24 protein-coding genes and 1 tRNA gene are annotated in these 23,035 nt (G+C 68.9%); 15 read left to right on the plus strand and 10 right to left on the minus strand.

All coding sequences use genetic code 11. The features are described 5' to 3' along the window. Positions 1-736 precede the first annotated feature (736 nt). Positions 737-2,398 (plus strand): Cdc6/Cdc18 family protein, encoded by a 1,662-nt coding sequence (locus NKT36_RS08735; RefSeq protein ID WP_407652161.1) that lies wholly within the window; start codon positions 737-739, stop codon positions 2,396-2,398. 275 nt (positions 2,399-2,673) lie between these two features. Next, positions 2,674-3,687, plus strand: coding sequence for an A24 family peptidase C-terminal domain-containing protein (locus NKT36_RS08740; RefSeq protein WP_327050665.1), 1,014 nt, complete (start codon positions 2,674-2,676; stop codon positions 3,685-3,687). A gap of 33 nt (positions 3,688-3,720) precedes the next feature. Here NKT36_RS08740 and NKT36_RS08745 read toward each other — a convergent pair whose 3' ends face one another. Continuing rightward, complete coding sequence (locus NKT36_RS08745) at positions 3,721-4,917, minus strand: inorganic phosphate transporter (protein ID WP_327050666.1); 1,197 nt, start codon at positions 4,915-4,917, stop codon at positions 3,721-3,723. Further along, a complete protein-coding gene (locus NKT36_RS08750) occupies positions 4,918-5,784 on the minus strand; it encodes a universal stress protein (protein ID WP_327050667.1) in 867 nt (288 codons plus the stop codon). It abuts the gene before it with no gap. A 171-nt stretch (positions 5,785-5,955) separates the two neighbouring features. On the opposite strand from NKT36_RS08750, the gene NKT36_RS08755 reads away from it, so the two are divergent. Genes NKT36_RS08755 through NKT36_RS08765 form a run of 3 tightly spaced genes read left to right on the plus strand, consistent with a single transcriptional unit; the run spans position 5,956 to position 9,212 of the window. Next, a complete protein-coding gene (locus tag NKT36_RS08755) occupies positions 5,956-8,232 on the plus strand; it encodes an ATP-dependent DNA helicase (RefSeq protein WP_327050668.1) in 2,277 nt (758 codons plus the stop codon). Continuing rightward, positions 8,229-8,792 (plus strand): KEOPS complex subunit Cgi121, encoded by a 564-nt coding sequence (cgi121, locus tag NKT36_RS08760; RefSeq protein WP_327050669.1) that lies wholly within the window; start codon positions 8,229-8,231, stop codon positions 8,790-8,792. The genes NKT36_RS08755 and cgi121 overlap by 4 nt, the downstream gene beginning before the upstream one ends. A gap of 42 nt (positions 8,793-8,834) precedes the next feature. Further along, positions 8,835-9,212 (plus strand): DUF5789 family protein, encoded by a 378-nt coding sequence (locus tag NKT36_RS08765; protein WP_327050670.1) that lies wholly within the window; start codon positions 8,835-8,837, stop codon positions 9,210-9,212. A 274-nt stretch (positions 9,213-9,486) separates the two neighbouring features. On the opposite strand, the gene dpsA is transcribed toward NKT36_RS08765, so the two are convergent. Next, positions 9,487-10,020: a DNA starvation/stationary phase protection protein DpsA gene (gene dpsA / locus NKT36_RS08770; RefSeq protein ID WP_327050671.1), complete on the minus strand. Its 534-nt coding sequence runs from the start codon at positions 10,018-10,020 to the stop codon at positions 9,487-9,489. Between the two features lie 114 nt (positions 10,021-10,134). Between dpsA and NKT36_RS08775 the strand changes: the two genes are divergently transcribed. Further along, positions 10,135-10,308 (plus strand): hypothetical protein, encoded by a 174-nt coding sequence (locus NKT36_RS08775; RefSeq protein WP_327050672.1) that lies wholly within the window; start codon positions 10,135-10,137, stop codon positions 10,306-10,308. Between the two features lie 245 nt (positions 10,309-10,553). Here the strand turns inward: NKT36_RS08775 and NKT36_RS08780 are convergent. Further along, a tRNA-Gln gene (locus tag NKT36_RS08780) sits at positions 10,554-10,626 on the minus strand. Positions 10,627-10,758: 132 nt separating this feature from the next. Here NKT36_RS08780 and NKT36_RS08785 point away from each other — a divergent pair. Together NKT36_RS08785 and NKT36_RS08790 are read left to right on the plus strand one after the other, a co-directional pair. Beyond that, positions 10,759-11,349, plus strand: coding sequence for an IMP cyclohydrolase (locus NKT36_RS08785; protein WP_327050673.1), 591 nt, complete (start codon positions 10,759-10,761; stop codon positions 11,347-11,349). A gap of 25 nt (positions 11,350-11,374) precedes the next feature. Then, positions 11,375-12,034 carry a metallophosphoesterase family protein gene (locus NKT36_RS08790; RefSeq protein ID WP_327050674.1) on the plus strand — a complete coding sequence of 220 codons (660 nt, stop codon included), beginning with the start codon at positions 11,375-11,377 and terminating at the stop codon, positions 12,032-12,034. Positions 12,035-12,138: 104 nt separating this feature from the next. Here the strand turns inward: NKT36_RS08790 and mdh are convergent, their stop codons facing one another. Continuing rightward, complete coding sequence (gene mdh / locus NKT36_RS08795) at positions 12,139-13,053, minus strand: malate dehydrogenase (protein WP_327050675.1); 915 nt, start codon at positions 13,051-13,053, stop codon at positions 12,139-12,141. 169 nt (positions 13,054-13,222) lie between these two features. Here mdh and NKT36_RS08800 point away from each other — a divergent pair, with 169 nt between their 5' ends. The 5 genes from NKT36_RS08800 to rpiA all read left to right on the plus strand — a co-directional run bounded on the left by NKT36_RS08800 (position 13,223) and on the right by rpiA (position 16,850). Beyond that, complete coding sequence (locus tag NKT36_RS08800; RefSeq protein WP_327050676.1) at positions 13,223-13,648, plus strand: hypothetical protein; 426 nt, start codon at positions 13,223-13,225, stop codon at positions 13,646-13,648. 63 nt (positions 13,649-13,711) lie between these two features. After that, on the plus strand, positions 13,712-14,167 hold the full coding sequence (locus NKT36_RS08805; protein WP_327050677.1) for a hypothetical protein: 456 nt from the start codon (positions 13,712-13,714) through the stop codon (positions 14,165-14,167). An 82-nt stretch (positions 14,168-14,249) separates the two neighbouring features. Continuing rightward, positions 14,250-15,365 carry a hydroxymethylbilane synthase gene (gene hemC / locus NKT36_RS08810; protein ID WP_327050678.1) on the plus strand — a complete coding sequence of 372 codons (1,116 nt, stop codon included), beginning with the start codon at positions 14,250-14,252 and terminating at the stop codon, positions 15,363-15,365. Next, positions 15,366-16,115: a uroporphyrinogen-III synthase gene (locus NKT36_RS08815; RefSeq protein WP_327050679.1), complete on the plus strand. Its 750-nt coding sequence runs from the start codon at positions 15,366-15,368 to the stop codon at positions 16,113-16,115. A 48-nt stretch (positions 16,116-16,163) separates the two neighbouring features. Beyond that, complete coding sequence (gene rpiA / locus NKT36_RS08820) at positions 16,164-16,850, plus strand: ribose-5-phosphate isomerase RpiA (protein ID WP_327050680.1); 687 nt, start codon at positions 16,164-16,166, stop codon at positions 16,848-16,850. 105 nt (positions 16,851-16,955) lie between these two features. Here the strand turns inward: rpiA and NKT36_RS08825 are convergent, their stop codons facing one another. After that, complete coding sequence (locus NKT36_RS08825) at positions 16,956-17,123, minus strand: DUF1931 family protein (RefSeq protein ID WP_327050681.1); 168 nt, start codon at positions 17,121-17,123, stop codon at positions 16,956-16,958. A 175-nt stretch (positions 17,124-17,298) separates the two neighbouring features. On the opposite strand from NKT36_RS08825, the gene larB reads away from it, so the two are divergent. Continuing rightward, positions 17,299-18,072 (plus strand): nickel pincer cofactor biosynthesis protein LarB, encoded by a 774-nt coding sequence (gene larB, locus NKT36_RS08830; protein WP_327050682.1) that lies wholly within the window; start codon positions 17,299-17,301, stop codon positions 18,070-18,072. 36 nt (positions 18,073-18,108) lie between these two features. On the opposite strand, the gene NKT36_RS08835 is transcribed toward larB, so the two are convergent. The 4 genes from NKT36_RS08835 to NKT36_RS08850 form a co-directional block, all read right to left on the minus strand. Continuing rightward, positions 18,109-20,226, minus strand: a complete 2,118-nt coding sequence (locus NKT36_RS08835) for a (Fe-S)-binding protein (RefSeq protein WP_327050683.1) — start codon at positions 20,224-20,226, stop codon at positions 18,109-18,111. Between the two features lie 84 nt (positions 20,227-20,310). Further along, on the minus strand, positions 20,311-21,018 hold the full coding sequence (locus NKT36_RS08840) for an energy-coupling factor transporter transmembrane component T family protein (protein WP_327050684.1): 708 nt from the start codon (positions 21,016-21,018) through the stop codon (positions 20,311-20,313). After that, on the minus strand, positions 21,015-21,713 hold the full coding sequence (locus tag NKT36_RS08845; protein ID WP_327050685.1) for an energy-coupling factor ABC transporter ATP-binding protein: 699 nt from the start codon (positions 21,711-21,713) through the stop codon (positions 21,015-21,017). Before NKT36_RS08845 ends, NKT36_RS08840 begins: the two co-directional genes overlap by 4 nt. Beyond that, a complete protein-coding gene (locus NKT36_RS08850; protein ID WP_327050686.1) occupies positions 21,710-22,294 on the minus strand; it encodes a biotin transporter BioY in 585 nt (194 codons plus the stop codon). Before NKT36_RS08850 ends, NKT36_RS08845 begins: the two co-directional genes overlap by 4 nt. 129 nt (positions 22,295-22,423) lie before the next feature. On the opposite strand from NKT36_RS08850, the gene NKT36_RS08855 reads away from it, so the two are divergent. After that, a complete protein-coding gene (locus NKT36_RS08855) occupies positions 22,424-23,023 on the plus strand; it encodes a conditioned medium-induced protein 4 (protein WP_327050687.1) in 600 nt (199 codons plus the stop codon). Positions 23,024-23,035: the final 12 nt, after the last annotated feature.

A 23,035-nucleotide genomic window follows, 5' to 3' on the forward strand; every position in this document is an offset into this window, starting at 1 on the left:
GATTGCACGGCGCGATTGCCGCCACACACCAACCCCTTCGTTTCAGGTGGAACTGGTCGGTCGGGTGGTGAGCAACGAACCAGCTAGCACGTCGGTACTACCTTACAACACCACCAACCCTCTAGAAAACGTATTGCTCTAGTTTGCGGTTATTGTTTCTGTATGATGGATATAAAGGTTGCTGTTCTAGAGGTAGCCGTGGCACCCCTCTTCCCATCTCGTCGTTCCACTCGAAACGAAGGGGTGGGTGGGGCCCGAGTTGTGGTAGGCGAACCAACATGTGTGATCTTCCTCATTTCTATCAACCGTTCGTTCGGGATGAATCGCGCCATATTAGTTAGAAAATTTATAAACGTGGCCGGTCGTCGTCGTCGTCGAGCGAGACCGCGACCGCGTCGACGTCGAGCGCGTCGCCGTCATCGTCGAGCGGGTAACCACCTGGACAGACCCCGGCGCGTGGTAGAATCGCACGCGGTGCCGGTTCCACTCGAACTGAAGGCGTCGCTCCTACGACTCTCGGACGAACCGGCTATAATCGTGGTGTACAGGCTCGAACGCAGCCGAACTGGCAGGTACGAGGGTTCGAACGAGAACGGGTCGACGCGTCGATGGAGTCCGACCCGTCACGCCGCGACGGCCGGGTTCGAGCGGCGAGTGGGCCGAACTGTAGCGACGCGCTCAGGGCCGAATCCGTCGTTTCCCGGCTTCTACCGCTGGTTTATACAGGTGTCGCTCGATGAGAAAGATTTTAATACTCTGGTTCACCTTTAGTTCATCTGCATCAACTGGACGCGCTGGTAGGTTTTCGCTACCGCGAAACCGGACGATATCCCCCGGCTTCGTGCTCTCTCGCCGTTCCGGCGCGCGCATTCCAATCGAAACGAAGGGGTTGACAATGGCAGACGAGAACCCGACACCACCGAACGACGGCACGACCCACGGCGGCTCCGAGGGGAGCTTCGAGGGGCTGGACCTCGACGACGTGGTCCTGGACGACGCTGACGAGGAGGGTAACCAGGGTCTGTTCGACGACCTGCTGTCCGGGGAGCCGATCTTCGAGAACAAGGAGGTACTGCGACCCTCGTACACGCCGCACGAGCTACCGCACCGCAAAGAGCAGATCAACAAGATGGCGACCATCCTCGTCGCGGCGCTTCGCGGGGAGACGCCGTCGAACATCCTCATCTACGGCAAGACGGGGACCGGGAAGACGGCGAGCGCGAAGTTCGTCAGCCAGGAGCTGGAGAGCACCTCCCAGAAGTACGAGGTGCCCTGCGAGGTCGAGTACATCAACTGCGAGGTGACCGACACCCAGTACCGCGTGCTCGCGCAGCTCGCGAACAAGTTCATCGAGAACAACCGCGAGCGCATCGAGGCCCGCATCGACCAGCTCGAGGACGTCCGGGACGGCGCGGTCGCCGAACCCGACCAGATGGAAAACACCGAGTTCGACTCCGTCGAGGAGATCGACGAGCGCATCGCGGAACTCGAGGACGACGCCGAGGAGATGGAGACGGTGCCCATGACCGGGTGGCCGACCGACCGCGTGTACAACACGTTCTTCGAGGCCGTCGACTACGAGGAGCGCGTCGTCGTCATCATGCTCGACGAGATCGACAAGCTGGTCGAGAAGAGCGGCGACGACACGCTGTACAACCTCTCGCGCATGAACTCCGAGCTGGAGAACTCGCGCGTCTCCATCATGGGCATCAGCAACGACCTGAAGTTCACCGACTTCCTCGACCCGCGCGTCAAGTCGAGCCTCGGCGAGGAGGAGATCGTCTTCCCGCCGTACGACGCCAACCAGCTGCGCGACATCCTCCAGCACCGCTCGGACGTGGCGTTCAAGGACAACGCCCTCTCGGAGGACGTCATCCCCCTCTGTGCGGCGTTCGCCGCCCAGGAGCACGGCGACGCCCGGCGCGCGCTCGACCTCCTGCGGACCGCGGGCGAACTCGCAGAGCGCGACCAGGCCGAACTCGTCGCGGAGGCTCACGTCCGGAAGGCCCAGGACAAGATCGAACTCGACCGCGTCGTCGAGGTCGTTCGCACGCTCCCGACCCAGTCGAAGCTCGTCCTCTTCTCGACCATCATGCTGGAGAAGAACGGCGTCCACAACATCAACACGGGCGAGGTGTACAACGTCTACAAGCACCTCTGTGAGGAGATCGACGCCGACATCCTCACCCAGCGCCGCGTCACCGACCTCATCAGCGAACTCGACATGCTCGGCATCGTCAACGCCGTCGTCGTCTCGAAGGGTCGCTACGGCCGGACGAAGGAGATCAGCATCTCCGTCCCCATCGAGGAGACCGAGGCCGTCCTCCTCTCGGACTCTCGCCTCGGCGACATCGACGACGTTCAGCCGTTCATGCAGCAGGCCCGCTTCGACAGCTAGTCCGGTCGACAGTTAGTCCGGCTCTCGTCTGGCGGCTTCGTCGTACTTCTCGCCGTCGCACTTCTCGCCGTACTCGTCAGCTCGACTCGAAACGGAGGGGTTCGAAACCCGGGTAGGGACGTCTGTCGCCGTCGAGTTCGTCTCCGAGCGCCGTCAGGACGGCCGATGCTCTCTCCAGACCGGTCAGTCACCCGACGTCGAACGGTGGGTTCCTTTCGCGGCGGTTTGCGTCGATACCGCAACAAATAACAGGTTCGTCCGAGCGGTTCCGCGTGGTGAACGCGACGCTACCCGACCTGCTGCGACTGCTCGCGATCCCCGTCTTCGGATGGGCAGCGTGGCACGACGTGGAGTCCCGTCGAGTGGCAAACAGGACGTGGTATCCGCTCGCCGCGCTCGCGGTCGTCCTCCTGGTCTGGGAGGGCTGGGTAGCGTTGCACGCGCCGCCGCTCGAACGGCGATGGTTCCTCCTCGGCGTCGTCGTGAGTCTCGGGTTCGTCGCGCCGCTGGTGCTCGTGTTCTGGTGGTTCCGGGCGTTCGGCGGCGCGGACATGAAGGCGTTCCTCGTCGTCGCCGCGCTGTTCCCAACCTACCCGACCTACGAGGTGGCGGGCTGGACGCTCCCCGTCCAGCAGACGCTGCTGGGCGCGTTCTCGCTCACCATCCTCACGAACACCGTCATCGTCGGTGCGCTGTACCCGGTGTCGCTGTTCGTCCGGAACCTGCTCGCCGGCCGCTTCTCGAAGGTCATGTTCGTCGGACGGGTGACGCCGTGGGAGGAGATCCCGACGGCGCACGGGCGACTGCTGGAGACGCCCGACGGCGTCGGCCGGAGCGGCGTGGACCTCGACGCCGTCCGGATGTACCTCCGGTGGCGCGGCGTCACGCTCGCGGAACTGCGCGAGCGCGCCCACGAACTCCGCGACCCCGCGACGCTCCCCGACGACCCCAATCCGCCGACCGACGGCGCCGTCGGCCTCGACCCGAACGGGCCCGAGGAGGTCGCGGACGGCGGGACGGCGGTCCAGCGGTCGACGGAGGACGAGGCGTCGTCGGGCTACGAGGACCCCTGGGGCGCAGCGGCGTTCCTGGACGACATCGACCACGGCGCCTACGGGACGACCTCGACCCAGCTGCGCGAGGGCCTGACGGTGCTCGCGACCGAGGACGAGGTCTGGGTGTCGCCCGGCATCCCGTTCATCGTGCCGATGTTCGTCGGCCTGCTCGTGGCGTTCGGCTACGGCGACCTGCTGGCCGGCATCCTGGGCGTGCTCGGCGTCGCCATCTGAACGCCGCCGCTCGTCGTCGGTTCCTCTCGCATCCTACCTGATCCCGGTCACCGTCGTCAGCAGCGCGTAGAGGCCGTACCCCGACGCGAACGCGCTGACGAGCGACGTCACCCACGCCCCGAGCGTGAACGCGATCTTCCGTTTGGAGACGCCGCCGGACCCGACCACGAGGCCGCTGCCGATGACGCTGGAGATGACGATGTTGTTGAACGAGATGGGGATGCCGAGCGCGATGGCTGCCTGTGCGACGAGGAATCCGGGGACGAGCGCGGCGATGGACCGCCGGACGCCGAGCTGGGAGTACTCGCGCGACACCGCCTGCAGCAGCCGCGGCGACCCCATCCACGCGCCGAGCAGGATGCCGGACGCGCCGAGCACGAGCAGCGTGACGTCCGGGACGCCGAAGTCGGCGAACAGCGGCTCCAGCGGGCCGGTCGCGAGGCCGACCTGGCTGCCGCCGCTGGAGAACGCGACGATGGCGCCCAGGCCGACGAGGAAGCGCTTGACGCCCGCGTCGAGGGACCGGGCCATGGTACGCTGGAGCGAGACGAAGACGGCGACGCCCATCGCGGCGCTCGTCGCGACCATGACGAGGTCGTAGCCCTCGAACAGCGTCGGGGTCTGCCCGACCAGTGCGGAGACGGCGCCCGCGACGGTCGTCGCCGGCCCCGGAATCACCGTGAGGTCGACGTTCGCCAGCACGAAGCCGACGAAGCCGCCGAGCAGCGGGACGCTGACCGTCTCGGGGACGGCGTCGTGGCGCAGTAGCGTCGCGGTGGCGTAGGCGACCGACCCGGAGACGAACGGGACCGACACCCAGAACGTGACGATGCGCCGGTAGGTGGCGGTCGCCGGGTCGCCGCCGAGCGCGAACCCGACGCCGACCATCGCGCCCGTGACGGCAAACGCGGCGGGGAGTGGGTATCCCGTGCGGACGCCGAGCGCGATGAAGACGGCCGAGACGAACAGGCCCGCGGCGGCCGCGAGCGGCGTGAACGAGACGCCGTCGATGAGGCCGGTGCCGACGGTCTCGGAGATGCTGCCGCCCTGCGTGATGGCCCCGAGCGCGGCGAACACGCCGATGAGGAAGGCCGCGCGCATCGTCGGGATGGCGTTCGCGCCCACTGCGGGGGCGAACGGGGGCGAGTTGCTCGACGCCCCGAGCGACCACGCCATGAACAGGCTAGCGAGCACGGCGACCGCGACGACGGCGAACGTCCCGACCGCCATCTACAGAACCTCGTGGATGACGCGGGACAGCCGCGGCCTGACGCCGACCGGTTTCCGCGTCAGGATGACGGTGCTGTCGGAGCGCCGTCCGACCGACTGGGAGACCGTGCCGACGAGTCGTCGCCGGAGGACGCTCTGGCGGGTGGTGCCGAGGACGGTGACGTCGTGCTCGTTGCTCGCCTCGACGACCTCGTCCGTGACGTCGCCCTGCACCACGCGCGTCTCGACGGGCGCGGGGCGGGCGAGCGCGGCGATCTCCGTGAGCAACCGCTCCGCGGCCGCCCGGTCGTCGTTCCGCCCGACGACCCGGAGCAGGTCGACGCGGGCGTCGTTCGCGACCGCGATGGACCGGGCCACCTCGGCCGCGAGTTCGGCGTGCGGTCCGCGCGCGACCGGGACGAGCACGGCGTCGACGCCGTCGGCCTCGACGCCCAGTTTCTCGACCAGGACGTCGCAGGGGGCGTTCCGGACGATGCGGTCGACGTTCGACCCGAGGACGATCTCGCTGGGGCGCTCGCGTTCGTGCCAGCCGACCACCAGGGCGTCGCAGTCGAACTCGACGACGGCGTCGACGAGTGCCCGGCCGGCGTCGTAGGCGACCAGCAACTGTCCGTCGACCGGTACCTCGCCGCCCGCCGTCTCCACGACGCGGTCGAGAATCTCCCGTCTTTCGTCGCCGAACCGCCGCTTGATGACCTCGTCGGTGAACAGCGCGAACGGCGACTGGCGCTGGGTGACGAGGACGCTCAACACCAGAACTTCGCCGCCCGCATCGCGCGCCACGTCCACCGCCGTTCGTGTCAACTGTGCGGCTCGTTCGGGGTGGGCGACCGCGACCGCGACGCGATAGTCGCTCGCACTCTCCATCCCGACCTAGTACAGCACGGACGAGCAAAAACGTTCGTCCCGCTGGAACTTCTCCGTAGGTCGACCTGTTCCCGCCCGAAATCCAACGCGGCGACCCGACAGTTTAAACCGGAAGACGGGCCAAATCGGGGTAATGACCCGAACCGCGTCGCGCCCGCGAGGTGAGCGCGGGTGAAGCCCGCCGACCTCTCCGGACTGCCGGAGGGCGTCCCCGAACACCTCCAGTCGCAGGGCATCGAGGAGCTGTACCCCCCGCAGGCCGAGGCGGTCGAGGCCGGCATCACCGACGGCGAGAGCGTCGTCGCCAGCGTCCCGACCGCCAGCGGGAAGACGCTCATCGCCGAACTCGCCATGCTCTCCAGCGTCGCCCGCGGCGGCACGGCCCTGTACATCGTCCCGCTGCGCGCGCTCGCCAGCGAGAAGAAGGCGGAATTCGAGGAGTTCGAGCAGTTCGGCGTGAGCGTCGGCGTCTCGACGGGCAACTACGACAGCGACGGCGACTGGCTCGCCAGCAAGGACGTCATCGTCGCCACCAGCGAGAAGGTCGACTCGCTCGTCCGCAACGGTGCCCAGTGGGTCGACGACCTCTCCTGCGTCGTCGCCGACGAGGTCCACCTCGTCGACGACCCGAACCGCGGCCCGACGTTGGAGGTGACGCTCGCCAAGCTCCGGCGCATCAACCCCGACCTCCAGACGGTCGCGCTGTCGGCGACGGTCGGCAACGCCGGGGAGATGGCCGACTGGCTCGACGCCACGCTCGTCGACACCGACTGGCGCCCCATCGACCTCCGGAAGGGCGTCCTCTACGGCCAGGCGCTCCACTTCGACGACGGCACCGAGCGCGAACTCCAGCGCGGCAACGAGAAAGAGACCGCCGCGCTCGTCCGCGACACGCTCGACGACGACGGCTCCTCGCTGGTGTTCGTCAACTCCCGGCGCAACGCCGAGGCGGCAGCGAAGCGGCTGGCCGACGTGACCAGCGAGTTCCTCACCCCGGAGGAGCGCGACGAACTCGCCGACGTCGCCGCCGAGATACGCGACGTGAGCGACACCGAGACCAGCGACGACCTCGCGGACGCCGTCGCGGACGGCGCGGCGTTCCACCACGCCGGCCTCGCCAGCGAGCACCGCTCGCTCGTCGAGGAGGCGTTCCGCGACCGCCTCGTGAAGGTCATCAGCGCGACGCCCACCCTCGCCGCGGGCGTCAACACGCCCAGCCGCCGCGTCATCGTCCGCGACTGGCGGCGCTACGACGGCGACGTCGGCGGAATGACCCCGCTCGACGTGCTCGAGGTCCACCAGATGTTCGGCCGCGCCGGCCGCCCCGGCCTCGACCCCTACGGCGAGGCGGTACTCATCGCCAAGAACCACGAGGAACTGCAGGAGCTGTTCGACCAGTACGTCTGGGCGGACCCCGAACCGGTGCGCTCGAAGCTCGCCGCGGAACCGGCGCTGCGGACCCACATCCTCGCCACGGTCGCGTCCGGCTTCGCCAGCACCGAGGCCGAACTGCTTCAGTTCCTCGAACGCACCCTCTACGCCACCCAGACCGACGAGACGGGCCGACTGGAGGAGGTGACGGGCCGCGTCCTGGAGTACCTCGAACGCAACGAGTTCCTCGAACGCGACGACCGCCTGCAGGCGACGGGGCTGGGCCACCGCGTCTCCCAGCTCTACCTCGACCCGATGAGCGCCGCGGAGATCGTCGACGGCCTCCGCGCGGCGGACGGCGAACCGACCGCGATGGGGCTGTACCACCTCGTCGCGCGCACCCCGGACATGTACGAGCTCTACCTGCGGTCCGGCGACCGCGAGGAGTACACCGAACTCGCCTACGAGCGCGAGACGGAGTTCCTCGGGTCGATGCCGTCGGAGTTCGAGGACGGCCGATTCGAGGACTGGCTGTCGGCGCTGAAGACCGCGCGCCTGCTGGAGGACTGGACGAGCGAACTCGACGAGGACCGCATCACCGAGCGCTACGGCGTCGGCCCGGGCGACATCCGCGGCAAGGTCGAGACCGCCGAGTGGCTGCTCAACGCCGCCGAACAGCTCGCGATGGAGATCCGGCGCGACGAGCGCGAGGGCGTCCCGGACGGCGTGACGACAGCCATCCGGGAGACGCGCAAGCGCGTCGAGTACGGCGTCCAGGAAGAACTGCTCGACCTGGCGGGCGTCCGCAACGTCGGACGCAAGCGCGCCCGACGCCTCTACGAGGCCGGCATCGAATCCCGCGCGGACCTCCGGGAGGCGGACCCGTCGGTCGTCCTCGGCGCGCTCCGCGGCCGCCGCAAGACCGCCGAGAAGATTCTCGAGAACGCCGGCCACCAGAACCCGTCACTCGACGACGTGGAGGCCGACGCTGGCGCGGAAGCGGACGCGAACGCGGCCGCCACAGATACTGTGGACGACGGCGCAGGCGGCCAGCAGAGCCTCGGTGATTTCGAATGAGGCTGGTCGAGGGCGTCGCCAGCGTCGACGACGTCGACGCCTTCCTGACCAGACTCGGCGACGCCGCAGCGACCGACGACTGCGCGGTCCAGGCGTTCGACGCGCGGTACGTGACCGGTCGAGCGCACCTCGAAGCGGCGGTCGAGCACGCGAGCCGGGCGTTCGAGCGCGGCGAGAACGTGGCCCGCGACCGCGCCGTCGAGATACTGCTGTACGCCGCCGGCCGCCGTCAGATCGACCAGGCGCTCGCGATGGGCGTCGGCGAGGGCGAGCAACCCGTCGTCGTCGTGGTCGACTGCGGCGGTGGGGACGGCGACGTGGAGGGTGCGGAAGCGATGGCGAACGACGCAGCGGCGACTGCGGTCGAAGACGCGGAGGCCGCGACGGCCGACGTTGTCGCCGATCTCCTGACGCCCGCCGAGACGCTCGATTCGGACGTCACCGACCGCGAACTCGTCCGGGAGTTCTTCGGCGTGACCGAGGCGGAACTCGCGGCGACCGACGCCGACCTGGCCGACCTCGTCCGGGAGCGAGTGGCGCTGCTCGACGTGGAGAAGTAGCCGGCCGCTACGACTTTCCGCCCGCCGCGACTACTGCCGGACATGGGGGAGGAGCCAGACGTCGACAGGGTACAGGACCGCGCGACGGAACGCCAGCACGAGCGCACCGAGAGCGTCGAGGACATGCTCGGCGACGCGGGGAAGATGCTCGGCGAGCACAAGTACCCGGCGACCAGCGAGGAACTCGCGACGGAGTACGGCGACCAGCAACTCGACCTGGCGAACGAGACGGAGACGCTGGGCAGCGTCTTCGACCGACTCGTCGACGAGCGCTTCGAGTCGGCGGAGGAAGCGCGCGAAGCGGTGTACAACGAGGTGTCGGGCGAGGCCGCCGGGATGGAGGAGTACAACGACGAGCGAGCGCTCGACGAACTGGAGGACAGCGAGGTCGACGAGCGGACCGACACCAGCGGTCAGTGATCGGTCTCCAGTTGAAACGAAGGGGTCGAATCGACAGAGGGTGGCGGGGTTGACGTCGGTGTGGCCCCGTCAGTCGTCGCCGCAGCTCACGGACCGTTCTTCGTCTACAGATGCGAGTCGAGCGCTTGCAGCCCACTCTCGCAGTGCGCCTCGTCGTTGAGTGGACACTCGTCCGGGTCGTCGATACCGGGATGACGTCACAGGACTTCGTCGCGTAGACGATGTGGCCGACACCCCGGTGGAGACCGATTCGTCGAAACGAATGCGGGTGTCGCTACGACTGGACGAGGGAATCGTCCTCGAGGTAGTGGTCCATGACGTGGACGTGTTCTTCGAGTTCGAGGAGGTGCTGGCGAAGCAGTTCGCCGGTCGCGTGGTCGCCGAGGTTCTCGGCGAGTTCGATGTGTTCCCGGTAGCTCTCCATGATGCTGCCGTACATCTCGATGTCGTTCTCGAACGACGTCCGGACGTCGTAGACGTCCTCGTCCTCCGGTTCGACCGTCGCCGCCTCCGACAGCGCGGTCATGCTGGCGTGTGGTACGCCGCCGAGGGTCTGGACCCGCTCGGCGAGCTCGTCGGCCGCGTCCTCCACGTCCTCGTAGGCCTCTTCGAGGAACTCGTGGACACCGAGGTGTTCGGCACCCTCGACGTTCCAGTGGTGTTTGTGGAGTTGATGGTACAGGACGTAGGCATCAGCGAGGTCGGTGTTGAGTGCGTCGACGATCTGTTCGGCCTTCTCCTTCTCGAGCCGAAGCGGATTCTCCCCCACGGTGTCGGCTTCCTGACGGACTATCTTTTGCGCCCCCATGGAGCGGGGTACGTCGGCTTTCGTATTATACTTCTTGGCGGTTGCCGAACGCCGGTCGCGTGCCGGAAATCCCGACCGGAACCTTTAATATTTAGGTTGGCCTAAAAAGTGTGCATGGCCGTACACTCGGATGCGGACTACGACGTGACCTCCGAAGCAGCTGACGCCGAACCGGACACGCCATCCATCTCTCTCCACGAAACGCGCCCCGGACGGAAGGTACTGACCGAGGAGGACAACACCGACGGGTGGATCGCGAGCGACCTGGTCGTCGACGTGCACGAGTAACTGCTGGTCTCGACCTGCCGGTCGTCGTTCCTCTGTTGCGTGACGGTGAGAGAGTCCGAACCGCTGGACGTCGCACTCCAGACGCTTCACCTTCGGTGCGTGCGTCCCGAGAAGATGCGTGGTCGGTAGCGGCGACTACCGCGTCACCTCGATGCAGTGGTATCCCGTGCACGTCAGCGGTCCAGAATCCGAGGATTCCCATGGTTGGTACTGGCGTCGGAAGTTGAACCGAAAGGAATCGGGAGTAGTCCCAGAAGGATTCGAACCTTCGTCGAAGCCCCCAGAAGGCTTCAGGATTGGCCACTACCCCATGGGACTGCGTTCGCATCGCTACCTTTCACCCGCTTGCTTGTAAGCGTTGCGCGTTCGGGCGCTGTATGCTACTTCGACACACTCCTCGACCGTGTACAGACCGCTACGTATTTGCTCCTCGATTGCACACGTCCGTGTATGTACGTCGGACGATTCGTCGTCGTCGGGCCGGAGGTGGGCGCCTACCGCGTCTCCTCGCGGTCGTTCCCGAACCGGAAGCTGATCGAGCGCGACGGGACGGTCACCGTCGGGCCGACCGAGGACGCCCCGGAGACGGACAACCCCTACATCGCCTACAACTGCCTGCGGACCGTTGAGCGGCCTGGCGAGAACGTCGAGACCGCCGTGCTCGGCAACGGGTCGCACGTCGACCCCATCGCCGAGAAGGTCGAGCGCGGCTACCCGGCGCGGGACGCGCTGGTCGAGAGCCTGCTCGCGCTTGACTACGAGAAGGACGACTACGACACGCCGCGCGTCGCGGGAACCGTCGGCGAGGAGAGCTACGTCGGCATCGTCCGCAGCGACGCCCTGCTCGTCGAGCAGGTGACGGAGCCGACGCTCGTCGCCACCTACGAGAAGGACGAGCCGGAGGCGTTCGACTTCGCGGCGGAGAGCGCCGCCGACGCGGCCCGCGAGGCGTACGACCTCGACTTCGAGCACGCCGTCTGCGCGGCCGGCGTCGCCCGCAGCGGCGACGGTTTCGAACGCGCCATCGAGAACGGGAACTAAGTCGGCCGCGCCCGTAGCTCCGGCCATGAAGGTCGGCGTCATCTCGGACGTCCACGCGAACCGCGTCGCGCTCGACGCCGTGCTCGACGACATGCCCGCCGTCGACGCGCTGCTGTCGGCGGGCGACGTCGTCGGGTACAACCCCTGGCCGGCCGAGTGCGTCGCGGAACTGCGGCGTCGGGACGTCCCGAGCGTGATGGGCAACCACGACCGGGCGGTCGCCAGCGGGACGGCGTTCCGGTTCAACAGCATGGCCCGCGCGGGCGTCGAGCACGCCCGCGACGAACTCTCGGACGACCATCTGGCGTGGCTCGCGGACCGCCCGGACAGCCTCCGGGCGCTCGACGGGCGCGTCCGGGTCGTCCACGGCCACCCCGAGGACCCGGACCGCTACACGTACCCGAAGGACTTCTCCCCGGACCTGCTGGGCGACGAGACGGTCCTCGTCGTGGGACACACTCACGTCCAGCACCATGAGGTGTACGACGAGGGCGTCGTGATGAACCCGGGCAGCGTGGGGCAACCGCGCGACGGCGACCCGCGGGCCGCATACGCCGTCCTGGACCTGGGCGACCTGTCGGTGACCGAGCACCGCGTCGAGTACGACGTCGAGGCCGTCCAGGCCGCGGTGCAGGACGCCGGCCTGCCCGACCGGATAGGGCTGCGACTGGCAGACGGTCGGTGAGCGCGGGACGAACCGCTCTCCGGTCGCGGTCGTCGTCTTCTCTCTCTCGCGCCGAAAAAAACCGTGCGTGGCTGGGGCGACCCGTGTCGACACGGGCGTCGCACTCACGCGATCTTTTCGTACTGCTCGGAGAGCTTGTCGGCGGCCTCGCCGAGCTGTTCGCGCTCGAACTCGGTGAGGTCCCACTCGACGATCTCCTCGACGCCGTCACTGCCGAGCTTGACGGGGACGCCGAGCGCCACGTCGTCGTGGCCGTACTCGTCGTCGAGCAGGACCGACCCGGGCAGCACCTCGCCGGTGTCCCGGAGGACGGCCTCGACCATGTGGCCGACGCCGCTGGCGGGACCCCACTCGGTCGCGCCCTTCTTCTCGATGACGTTCATCGCGCTCGTCTTGAGTTCGCCGAGGATCGACTCCTTCTCGTCGTCGGAGAACTCGGGGTCGCGGCCGTTCACGCGCACCTTCGAGAACACGGGAACCTGCGCGTCGCCGTGCTCGCCGAGGATGGTCGCCTCGACGTTCTGGACCGGCGCGTCGAAGCGCTGGCTGAGGACGTAGCGGAACCGCGCGCTGTCGAGGCGGCCGCCGAAGCCGATGACCTTGCCGCGGTCGCGGTCGCCCGTCTCGTACAGGTGACGGTTCAGCAGGTCGACCGGGTTCGACGTCGTGATGGTGACGAAGTCGTCGTTGTACTCCGCGAGCGAGGAGCCGATGTCCTCCATGATGGGCGCGTTGTCGCCCGCGAGGTCGATACGCGTCTGGCCGGGCTGGCGCGGGATGCCGGCCGTGATGACGACAACGTCTGACCCGGCGGTGTCTTCGTAGGTGCCCTGCCGGACCGTCGTGTTGGAGTCGTAGGCGGCCCCGTGGTTCGCGTCGGCGGCCTGCCCGACGGTGTCCGCCTCCTTGTCCGGGATGTCGACGAACACGAGTTCGTCGGCGACGTCGCGCAGCGCGATGTTGTACCCTGCAGCAGCCCCGACGGTGCCCGCTGCACCGACTACGCTTACTTTCGCCATATCACGTACAAGAGGGCCTGCGATTTGGTTAAATCTGCCGGATGCGCCGTTGTTTGCGCGTTGACGCGTCGCTGGTCGGTTCGGGCCGCCCGCGAGGAGACGCCGTCGTTCGTCCGTGATGCGGCGGATCGCGGATGAAACTTATCCGCCAGGGGAGCGAAGGAAGGGTATGGCAACCGAAAACTCCGCGGTCGTCGACGAGCGAGCGGTCGACTCGCGGTGGTGGTACGTCGTCGCCGCAACGCCCGTCGTGTTCGTCGTCACCTGGGTGTTCGGCATCTGGTTCGTCGCGGGCCTGTTCCTCGGCGTCGGGTTCGGATTCGTCGAACCGGGCGTCGTGGCCCCGCTCGCCGTCGTTGCCATCCTGTTCGGCATGCTCGTCGGACTGCTCGTCACCGTGATGCTGTTCCTGTTCCCCATCGCCATCTACCTCGACGCCGAGGCGGTCACGCGCGCCGACGTGGACTGGAACCCCGACAGCGTCCTCTACGGGCTCGCCGCGGCCGTGAGCGCGGTGGCGACCGGGTTCTCGCTGAGCGTCCCGGTCGCGCTCTACTATCTCTGGCAGCGCCACGAGCACGTCGGCGTGCCGTAGCGGCCGCGGTCAGGCTACCGGGAGCGATACGCGTTTCATCCCGGGGTTCCAAGGCGTGGGTAGATGCAGCGCCCGAGACTCTCCGGCGACCGCGTCGACTCCCGCTGGTGGTACTGGATCGCCGCGATACCGGCCGTGTTCGGCTTCTGGCTCGTGACGGTCGCGTGGGTCGCGCTCGCCATCTGGCTGGAGCCCGGCCTCCTCGACACGGCCGGCGGTGACGGCCCGCTCGCCCAGGCGGCCCGCATCTCGCTGGTCGCGGTCGGCGTCCCGCTCGTCGTCCTCACCGCCATCTTCCCGTTCGCGGTGTTCCAGGATACGCAGGCCATCGACCGCGCCGGCGTCGAGTGGGAGCCGCCCAGCGGCACCTACGCCGCCGTCGCTCTCGTCGGCCTGCTCGTCCTGGCGGTTGCCGGCGTCTCCGACATCTCCATCGGCGTCATCAGCGGCTTCGCCGTCAGCGTTCCCTTCGCGCTCTACTACCTCCAGCAGCGCCACGAGCGCCTCGGCGTTCCGTGACCTCCCCGCCGTCTGCAGTGGGTTTCCCCGGCACCGGACCGGTGTCGAAGGGGGTTTCAACGTGGCGCGCGCAGGCTCGAACATGAGCAGACGTGGGACGGAGATCCGACTGGCGACGCGAGGCTCTGACCTCGCGATGCGACAGGCGGGCGAGGTGAAGGCGGCACTGGAGGACCGCCGGTTCGAGGCCGAACTGGTCGAGGTCGAGACCACCGGTGACCAGCTGGACGACGCGCTCATCACCGAACTGGGCAAGACCGGCGCGTTCGTCCGCAGCCTGGACCGGAAGGTGCTCGACGGCGAACTCGACGGGGCCATCCACTCGATGAAGGACATGCCGACCGAGCACCCCGACGAACTCGTCGTCGCCGCCGTGCCGGAGCGGGCGAGCGCCCGTGACGTGCTCGTGACGCCCGAGGGCATCTCGCTCGACGAACTCCCGTCGGGCGCGACCGTCGGCACGTCCAGCGTCCGGCGCAAGGCCCAGCTGCTGAACCAGCGACCCGACCTCACCGTCGAACCCCTGCGCGGGAACGTCGACACCCGCGTCGAGAAGCTCCTCGCGCCGTCGCTCCAGCGCGAGCACGAGGAGCGCACGGAGGAGGAGAAAGAGCGCAAGGGCCACACGCCCGACGACGACTACGAGTTCCCCTACGACCGGACCGTCGAGGAGTGGTTCGAGGACATCGACGAGATCGAGCGGCGCGCGCTCGAACGCGAGGTCGAGACGGAGTACGACGGCATCGTCCTCGCGGAGGCCGGCCTCCACCGCAGCGGCCTCGCCCACCACGTCGAGTACGAGCCGCTGGACCCGAGCGAGTTCGTCCCCGCGCCGGGCCAGGGCGCGCTCGCCGTGGCGACGCTCGACACCGAACTCGCCCGCGACGTCAACACGGTCCTCGACCACCCGCGGTCGCGGGTCGAGACGACCGTCGAGCGCACCATCCTGGCCGAACTCAACGGCGGCTGCGTCGCCCCCATCGGCGTCCACGCCATCATCCAGGGCGAGAACGTCCACGTCGAGGCGCAGGTGTTCAGCGAGGACGGCGAGGAGAGCGTCGCCCTCAAGCGCGACGTGGCAGTCGAGACGCACGTCGAGGGCGCAAAGCGCGTCGCAGAAGAGCTGGCGGACCGCGGCGCACGCGAACTCGTCGCGGCCGCACGCGGCGACGCCACCGGCGGCACGCGGGAGGCGTAGATGCGGGTCGCCGTCTTCCGCCCGGACGACGAACGGCTCGCCGAGGCCGTCGACCTCCTCGAATCGCTCGGCGCGGACCCAGTCGCCGACCCGATGCTCGCTGTGCGGCCGACCGGCGCGACGCCGAAGGACGCCGCGTTCGTCGTCCTGACGAGCAAGACCGGCGTGGAACTCGCCGACGACGCCGGGTGGGACCCGGGCGACGCGACGGTCTGTGCCATCGGCGACGCCACCGCCGCCGCGCTCCGCGAGCACGGCTACCGCGTCGACCTCGTCCCCGAGGAGTTCTCCTCGCGCGGCCTCGTCGACGCCCTCGCCGACCGCGTCGACGGCGAGCGCGTCGAGGTCGCCCGCAGCGACCACGGCAGCGACCTGCTCACCGACGGGCTCGCGGACGCCGGTGCCGACGTCCACGAGACGGTGCTGTACGAACTCGTGCGCCCCGAGGACGCAGGCGAGTCCGCGGCCCTCGCGGCCGAGGGGGACCTCGACGCCGCACTGTTCACCTCCTCGCTCACCGTGGAACACTTCCTCGACGCCGCCGCGGAGCGCGGCGTCCGCGCCGACGCCGTCGACGGCCTGAACGATGCGGTCGTCGGTGCCATCGGCGACCCGACCCGCGACACCGCCGCCCAGCACGGCGTCGCAGTCGACTTCGTGCCCGACGCCGCGTCGTTCGACCGCCTCGCGCGCGCCGCCGTCGACCGCCTCCGCGAGAGCGACGACGCCGCGGTCGCCGGCGGCGAGTGACCGGCCGCACGCGCCAGGCTTTTTTCACCCGGCGAGAGACTCCCGGGCATGAAGACGAACGGCGGTAGCGACGCCGCGAAGCGCAACGCGGGGGAGAGCGCCGCGGCGGCGGTGACGGACGGGATGGTCGTCGGCCTCGGGACGGGCAGCACCGCGGCCCACGCCATCCGCGCCATCGGGCGCGCGGTCGACGACGGCCTCGACGTCCGGGGCGTGCCGACCTCCTTCCAGTCGCGCGAACTGGCCCGCGAGGCAGGCGTCCCGCTGGTCGACCTCGACGCGGTCGAGGACCTGGACCTGGCCATCGACGGGGCCGACCAGTTCGCCGGTCCGCACCTCGTGAAGGGCGGTGGCGCGGCCCACGCCCGCGAGAAGGTGGTCGACGCCGCCGCGGACCGACTGCTGGTTGTCGCCGACCCGAGCAAGGAGACCGACCGCCTCGACCACCCCGTTCCGGTCGAGGTGCTGCCCGCCGCGCGGACGACCGCGGCGGCCGCCGTCCGCGACCTCGACGGCGAACCGGTCCTGCGCGACGCCGAGCGCAAGGACGGGCCGGTCGTCACGGACAACGGGAACCTCGTGCTCGACTGCGACTTCGGCCCCATCGACGCCCCGAACGAACTCGCCAGTTCGCTGTCGGCGATCCCGGGCGTGGTCGAGCACGGACTGTTCGTCGGGATGGCCGACGAGGTCCACGTCGGCACGGACGACGGCGTCGAAGTACGCGAGTTCTGACGGCTCCCGGTGAAGTTCTGACGGCTCTCCGCGGGTTGGCTCTACCGAACGTGGACCGAGCTATCGCTGGCGGTGAGGAAAAAATCGAGAAGGGTTGTCGCAGGTTTACAGGTCGCGCGGCTGGACCGTCTTCCGGTCGTTCGCCTCGGCGCGGCGAGCAGCGTCGTCGAGAAGGTCGGCGACCTCCTCGTCGAGTGCGTCGTAGAAGTCGGACGCAACGTTCTTGTCATCGAGCGCTTCCTTAACAGCCGCTTTGACGATGAGGTCTGCCATACACGCTTGGCTTCCCTATCCCTCCTAATAAAGCTTCCCAAATAATTCGGTGAACCCCGGTGAGTCGAACACTCGCCGGTCATCTGTTGGCGGTGCCGAAACATTTAAATTCGGTACTGCCGATTTGAGGGGCCGGGTCGGGGGATTCGAGTACGTCCGGCACGGAGTGGTCGACATGCGCGAGATACTGGAATCCGTCGCAGCGGGCAACATGAGCGTCGCAGAGGCCGAAGCGGCGCTGTCGGGATACGCGACCAGCGAGGCCGGTCGGTTCGACGCCGCGCGCGAGCAGCGCCGTGGCGTCCCCGAGGCCGTGCTGGGCGACGGGAAGACCCCCGGGGAGGTCGCCACGCTCGCGGCGACCGCCGTCGAGACGGCCGGGCGCGCGCTGGTCACGCGGACGAGCGAGGCCCAGGTCGCGGCGGTCCGCGAGCGACTCGCGGCCGACCACCCCGGCGCGGACGTCCGCCACCGCGAGCGCGCGAACGTGCTCGCCGCCCACGCTCCCGACTTCGAACCGCCGGACGTGGCGGCCACGGTCGGCGTCGTCAGCGCGGGGACGAGCGACGCCGTCCCCGCCGGCGAAGCCGTCGTCCTCGCCGAGGAGATGGGCGCGACCGTCGAGGAGATCCACGACGTCGGCGTCGCCGCGCTCGCGCGCGTCCTCGACCACGTCGAGCAACTGCGGGCGGTGGACGTACTCGTCGTCGCCGCCGGGCGCGAGGGCGCGCTTCCGACGCTCGTCGCCGGCCTCGTCGACACGCCCGTCATCGGTCTGCCGGTCTCGAACGGCTACGGCCACGCCGGCGAGGGCGAGGCGGCGCTCTCCGGGATGTTGCAGTCCTGCACCGTCCTCTCGACGGTGAACGTCGACGCCGGCTTCGTCGCCGGCGCGCAGGCCGGCCTCATCGCACGCGCCGTCGCGTCGGGGTCCGAAACCACGGAGTGAAGGAGCGAAGAGACGACCGAAGGATAGAACGTCGCGTCAGGCCGCCACTTTCACGCGCTCTTCCGCGCCGAGTGCGTCGACGACGAGTTCGGCGACGTCGACGATCTCGATCTCGTCCTCGTAGCCGCCGGTCTTGCGGCCGTCCTCGTACATCGTCATGCACATCGGGCAGGCGACGACGAACTTGTCGACGCCCGCGCCGGCGTCGGTGTCCTCCAGCGCCTCGCGGATGCGCTCCTCGCTCGGTTTCGAGTCCTCCTCGAAGTCCATCCAGAGGCCGCCACCGCCGCCGCCACAGCAGAAGCTGTCGTCGCGGTTGCGCGGCATCTCGTCGAGCTCGCAGCCCGTGGCGCGGACGAGCTCGCGCGGGGCCTCGTACTCGTCGTTGTACCGCCCGAGGTGGCAGGGGTCGTGGTAGGTGACGGTGTAGTCGAGTTCGGTGCCGTCGAGTCCCAGGCGGCCGGACGTGAACAACTCCTCGACGACCTGGGTGTAGTGGTAGACGGGGTCGTCGAAGTCGTCGTCCATCTCGGGGTACTCGTTGGTGAACGTGTTGTAGCTGTGCGGGTCGGTGCAGACGATCTTGTCGTAGTCGCACTCGGCGAAGGCGGCGAGGTTGTCTTCGACCAGCATCTCGTAGAGGCCCTCCTCGCCGACGCGGCGCACGTCGTTGCCGTCGTTCTGCTCGTCCTCGTAGAGGATGCCGTAGGAGACGTCGGCCTCGTGGAGGATGGTGGCGAGCGAGCGCGCTATCTTGCGGTTGCGCTCGTCGTAGGAGGGGTAGTCGCCGACGTACCAGAGGAACTCGACGTCCTCCCCGCGGGCGTCCGGCACCTCGAAGTCCAACTCGTCGGTCCAGTCCGGGCGCTTCCGTTCGGGGTCGCCGAAGGAGTTGCCGTTCTGGAAGATGTTCATCATCGCGTCCTGGACGTTCTCGTCCATCTGGCCGGACTCGGTGAGTCGACGCTGCATCTCGGTGAACGACGAGAGGTGCTCGACGTCGACCGGGCAGGCGTCCATGCAGGCCATGCAGGCCATGCAGGACTCCATCGTCTCGCTGTCGATGACGCTGGTTCCACCATCCGCGACGATAGGTCTCTCCTCGCCGCCGCGCTCGACGTTCTCGCGGTACTGTTTCAGGTCGAGGATGACGTTCCGCGGGTCGAGCGGCCGTCCGGAGGCGTTCGCGGGACAGACCGACGAACAGCGGCCGCACTTCGTGCAGGCGTCCTGGTCGAGCAGCTGTTTCCAGGAGAAGTCGTCGATGCTCGACGCGCCGATCTCGTCGGGGCTCGCGTCCTCGGGGACGCCCGGGAGGCGCTTGCCGGCCTTCTCGTCGCGTGCGACCACGTTGGCGAACGACGAGAGCATGTGGAACGGCTTGGCGTACGGGATGGCCGCGACGAACGCGAGTGCGAGGAGCGCGTGTGACCACCAGGTCACGGGGTACCACGCCGCCGCGGTCGCCTCGGTGACGCCGGCCGCCTGCAGGACCTCCGCCACGAACATGCCGACGAAGCTGACGTCCTCGAAGCCAGGCATGCCGGTGCCGAGGATGCGGACGCCCTCGGTGACGTAGCCGCCGACGCCGAGCAGGAACAGCGTCCAGACGAACAGGTCGTCCTCCAGGCTCGTGTGACGCCCCCAGAGGCGCTGGTTGCGCACCCAGTAGCGTCGGTAGAGCGCCATGCCGACGCCGACGACGAACAGCAGGCCCATCGCGTCCATCACCAGCGAGTACGCGAGGTAGAAGTCGCCGACGAAGAAGGAGTCCTTGCTCCCGAGCACGTACTCGGTGAACTTCCGGTAGACGTCCATGTCGATGGCGAGGATGGTCGTCCCGATGAGCAGCGTCAGGAAGCCCCAGAGGATGAACGCGTGCATCAGACCGCCGTAGAGGTCCCTGTCGAACTGCTTCTCGTTGGAAGCGACGACCTTCGCCGCCCGGACGATGCGTCCCGCGAGGTCGTCCAGTCGCTCGAACCAGTCCTCCTCGCCCCGGCCGTACCGCGCGACCCGCTGGTACACGCCGAAGAGGAAGATGGCGACGGCCACCGCGGCGAGGTAGTAGAAGACGGCCTCGCCGATGTGCCCGATTCTCCAGAACGTCGGGCGCGTCGTACCCGTCGTCTGCGCTAGCGCGAAGAGTGCCATGTTCAATCAGGTGGAAGGCACTCGCTTAAGTCTTGCTTCGTCGTCCCGCCGCCGTCTTGCGTGAACGGGAAACTCGTTGTGAGTTTATAGGAGTGCCCACGCCAGCAGTCCGACGGCACCGGCGAGCGCGGGAACGTCGGCTCGTCCCAGGGCGAGTGGCGGCAGCGTCGGGTTCCAGGCGAAACAGCGGGCGCGGAGCGCCAGCGCGAACCGGTCGGCGCGCTCGAACGCCCGCGCCAGCCCCGCTGTGGCAACGATGCGGACGCGCTCGTGGAGCGGTCGCTGGTCGCCGAGTCGGCTCGCGGAGGCCGACCGTATCGACTGGAGGTCGGCCTGGAGGACGGGCAGGAAGCGGAAGACGAACGCGACGCCCATCCCGAGGAACTGGCCGGAGCGGCCCGGGACGACGTGCTGGATGGCCGCCCGCGAGTCGCGGACCGGCGTCGTCCGAATGTAGGCCGCGCTGACGCCGAGCAACAGCAGGACGCGGTAGCTCGCCAGCACGGGTGCGACCGCGTCCGCGGGCACGACCCACGGCGGGCCGAGCGTCAGCGCCGCCAGCAGCGGCGACCCGACGAGGAAGGGGAGCGCGACGCGGAACTCCCGCAGGACCCACAGCGGGGAGAGCCGGGCCGCGGCGAGCGCGAGCGCCGCGACGCCGGTCAGCACCGCGAGCCCCCGCGGCGTCGTGTGCGCGAACGCGGCGAGCGCGAACGCCAACTGGAACCCCAGTTTCGCCCGCGGGTCGAGCGACTCGGCGACCGCGCCCGCGTGCCGGTAGGCGAGCGTCACGGCACCGCCACCCCGAGGCCGGGGAGGTCCTGTCGTACAGCTTCCGGCGTCCCGTCGACCGCGATGCGGCCGTCGCGGAGCGCGACGACGCGGTCGGCCAGCGCGACCACGTCGCGGAGGTCGTGCGTGACGACGGCGAGACTCGTCCCCGCCTCGTGTAGCGATTCGAGGTGGTCGAGCACTGACTCACGGGCCGGTGCGTCGAGTCCGGTGAACGGTTCGTCGAGCACGAGATGGTCCGGTTCCATCGCCAGCGCGCCCGCGATGGCGACGCGCTCGCGCTCGCCCCCGGACAGCGCGTCGATGCGCTCATCGCGCCGTCCGGTCATCCCCACGGCGTCGAGCGCCGCGGTCACCCGGCGGTCGATCTCTGCCCGTTCGAGGCCGAGGTTCTCCGGGCCGAAGGCGACGTCGGCGCCGACGGTGGCCGCGACGAACGCGTCGCGGGGGTGCTGGAACACCATCCCCACGCGCGTCCGGGCGGCCACGAGGTCGTCCGCGACTGGCGTTCCGTCGACGACCACCTCGCCCGCGTCGGGCGTCAGCAGGCCGTTGAAGTGGCGGACGAGCGTGGTCTTGCCGCTGCCGTTCGGGCCGGCGAGGACCACGAACTCGCCGTCGTCGACGGTGAGCGAGACGCCGTCGAGCGCGACCGCGTCGCCGAAGCGGTGGACGAGGTCCCGCGTCGCGATCATTCGGCGGCGACGCGGTCGCTGTGGACGATGCCGACCGCGGCGGCGATCTTGACCGCCTCGAACGGGACGAACGAGAGCGCCGAGAGGGTGAACGCCTCCACGAGGCCGACGTTCTGGACGACGGCGAAGCCGACGGTCCCGCAGGCGTAGATGACGACGGTGCCGACGAGCATGCCGACGACGAGTCGGACGACGCCCGCCGACCGGGGGTCGCGCAGGTCGAGACCGCCGTGGACGACGGCGCCGATGAGGAACGCCGCGAGCGGGTACGACAGCAGGTAGCCGCCGGTGTAGCCCAGGAGCATCCCGACGCCGGCGGCGCCGCCGGAGAATATCGGTGCGCCGACGGCGCCCGCGACGAGGTAGAGCACCATCGACGCGCCACCCCACACCGGCCCGAGGAAGATGCCGGCGAGGAACACGCCGAGCACCTGCAGCGTCACGGGGAGCGACGGTGCGAGCGGGTTGGGGAACGACACGTACGCGAACGCGCCGACGACGGCGGCCAGCAGCGCGGTCCGCGCCACGTTCTCGACCGCCTCCTCGCCGACGAGGTCGACAGACTCCGTTTGCGTTGCCATGCTTCGCGCTCGTCCGTCAACCAAGTTCAGGTCTTCGGTTGACGGAGCTCGATTCGCGTCACGGTCCCCCGGAAAATTGCATCACTACCCCAACAGGTTTTTATGATATCGGGGCATGAGCTACGCGGCATGGAAAAGAAGACGGAGGAACTCCGTGACATCTTCATGGACGTGACCGACGAGGAGACGGTCACGGAAACGCAGGAAGAGACCCACGGGTCCCTCGGTTCGGAGGCGGACGTCGAGCAGCAACTGCTCGACGCGGTCGCCGAGATGCGCGACGCCCTGACGTTCGAGACGGACCTGTCGGACGACGAGTACGTCGCGGTCGTTCGGGGCTTCTACGCGGGCGACCCGGACGCCGACATCGCCGCCGACCTCGACGACGTCGACCCCGACGGCGTCGCCCGCGCTCGCGTCGACCTCCACCTCTTCAGGGACGCCGACACGGACGCACCGTTCGACCTCGCCGAACTGCGCGACCTGGTCGAAGCCGGCGCGTCGGTCGACGACTGCGCCGCCGACCTCGACGCCGACGAGGCGACGGTCCGCCGCTTCCGGCGGGTCGTCGAGGCACAGGACGCCGCCCGCAGGGTCAACCACCGCTTCACGGACGAGTTCGAGAACGTGCTCCGCGACCGCGAGATCTCCGACCGGATGACCGAGAACGTCCAGCAGGACGGCCTCGACGACGCGACCGAGGGGATGGAGACGAACGTCTCGTTCTGAGCGCTCGGCTCC

The sequence above is a fragment of the Halomicrococcus gelatinilyticus genome, from assembly GCA_024227995.1.
In the GTDB taxonomy this organism is placed as follows: domain Archaea; phylum Halobacteriota; class Halobacteria; order Halobacteriales; family Haladaptataceae; genus Halomicrococcus; species Halomicrococcus gelatinilyticus.

Excerpts from the sequence above, each read along its gene's own strand:
- NKT36_RS08735 (WP_407652161.1), top strand. The coding sequence starts at position 737 with ATGAGAAAGATTTTAATACTCTGGTTCACCTTTAGTTCATCTGCATCA.
- NKT36_RS08745 (WP_327050666.1), bottom strand. The coding sequence starts at position 4,917 with ATGGCGGTCGGGACGTTCGCCGTCGTCGCGGTCGCCGTGCTCGCTAGC.
- NKT36_RS08750 (WP_327050667.1), bottom strand. The coding sequence starts at position 5,784 with ATGGAGAGTGCGAGCGACTATCGCGTCGCGGTCGCGGTCGCCCACCCC.
- cgi121 (WP_327050669.1), top strand. The coding sequence starts at position 8,229 with ATGAGGCTGGTCGAGGGCGTCGCCAGCGTCGACGACGTCGACGCCTTC.
- NKT36_RS08765 (WP_327050670.1), top strand. The coding sequence starts at position 8,835 with ATGGGGGAGGAGCCAGACGTCGACAGGGTACAGGACCGCGCGACGGAA.
- dpsA (WP_327050671.1), bottom strand. The coding sequence starts at position 10,020 with ATGGGGGCGCAAAAGATAGTCCGTCAGGAAGCCGACACCGTGGGGGAG.
- NKT36_RS08775 (WP_327050672.1), top strand. The coding sequence starts at position 10,135 with ATGGCCGTACACTCGGATGCGGACTACGACGTGACCTCCGAAGCAGCT.
- NKT36_RS08785 (WP_327050673.1), top strand. The coding sequence starts at position 10,759 with ATGTACGTCGGACGATTCGTCGTCGTCGGGCCGGAGGTGGGCGCCTAC.
- NKT36_RS08790 (WP_327050674.1), top strand. The coding sequence starts at position 11,375 with ATGAAGGTCGGCGTCATCTCGGACGTCCACGCGAACCGCGTCGCGCTC.
- mdh (WP_327050675.1), bottom strand. The coding sequence starts at position 13,053 with ATGGCGAAAGTAAGCGTAGTCGGTGCAGCGGGCACCGTCGGGGCTGCT.
- NKT36_RS08800 (WP_327050676.1), top strand. The coding sequence starts at position 13,223 with ATGGCAACCGAAAACTCCGCGGTCGTCGACGAGCGAGCGGTCGACTCG.
- NKT36_RS08805 (WP_327050677.1), top strand. The coding sequence starts at position 13,712 with ATGCAGCGCCCGAGACTCTCCGGCGACCGCGTCGACTCCCGCTGGTGG.
- hemC (WP_327050678.1), top strand. The coding sequence starts at position 14,250 with ATGAGCAGACGTGGGACGGAGATCCGACTGGCGACGCGAGGCTCTGAC.
- NKT36_RS08815 (WP_327050679.1), top strand. The coding sequence starts at position 15,366 with ATGCGGGTCGCCGTCTTCCGCCCGGACGACGAACGGCTCGCCGAGGCC.
- rpiA (WP_327050680.1), top strand. The coding sequence starts at position 16,164 with ATGAAGACGAACGGCGGTAGCGACGCCGCGAAGCGCAACGCGGGGGAG.
- NKT36_RS08825 (WP_327050681.1), bottom strand. The coding sequence starts at position 17,123 with ATGGCAGACCTCATCGTCAAAGCGGCTGTTAAGGAAGCGCTCGATGAC.
- larB (WP_327050682.1), top strand. The coding sequence starts at position 17,299 with ATGCGCGAGATACTGGAATCCGTCGCAGCGGGCAACATGAGCGTCGCA.
- NKT36_RS08835 (WP_327050683.1), bottom strand. The coding sequence starts at position 20,226 with ATGGCACTCTTCGCGCTAGCGCAGACGACGGGTACGACGCGCCCGACG.
- NKT36_RS08845 (WP_327050685.1), bottom strand. The coding sequence starts at position 21,713 with ATGATCGCGACGCGGGACCTCGTCCACCGCTTCGGCGACGCGGTCGCG.
- NKT36_RS08850 (WP_327050686.1), bottom strand. The coding sequence starts at position 22,294 with ATGGCAACGCAAACGGAGTCTGTCGACCTCGTCGGCGAGGAGGCGGTC.
- NKT36_RS08855 (WP_327050687.1), top strand. The coding sequence starts at position 22,424 with ATGGAAAAGAAGACGGAGGAACTCCGTGACATCTTCATGGACGTGACC.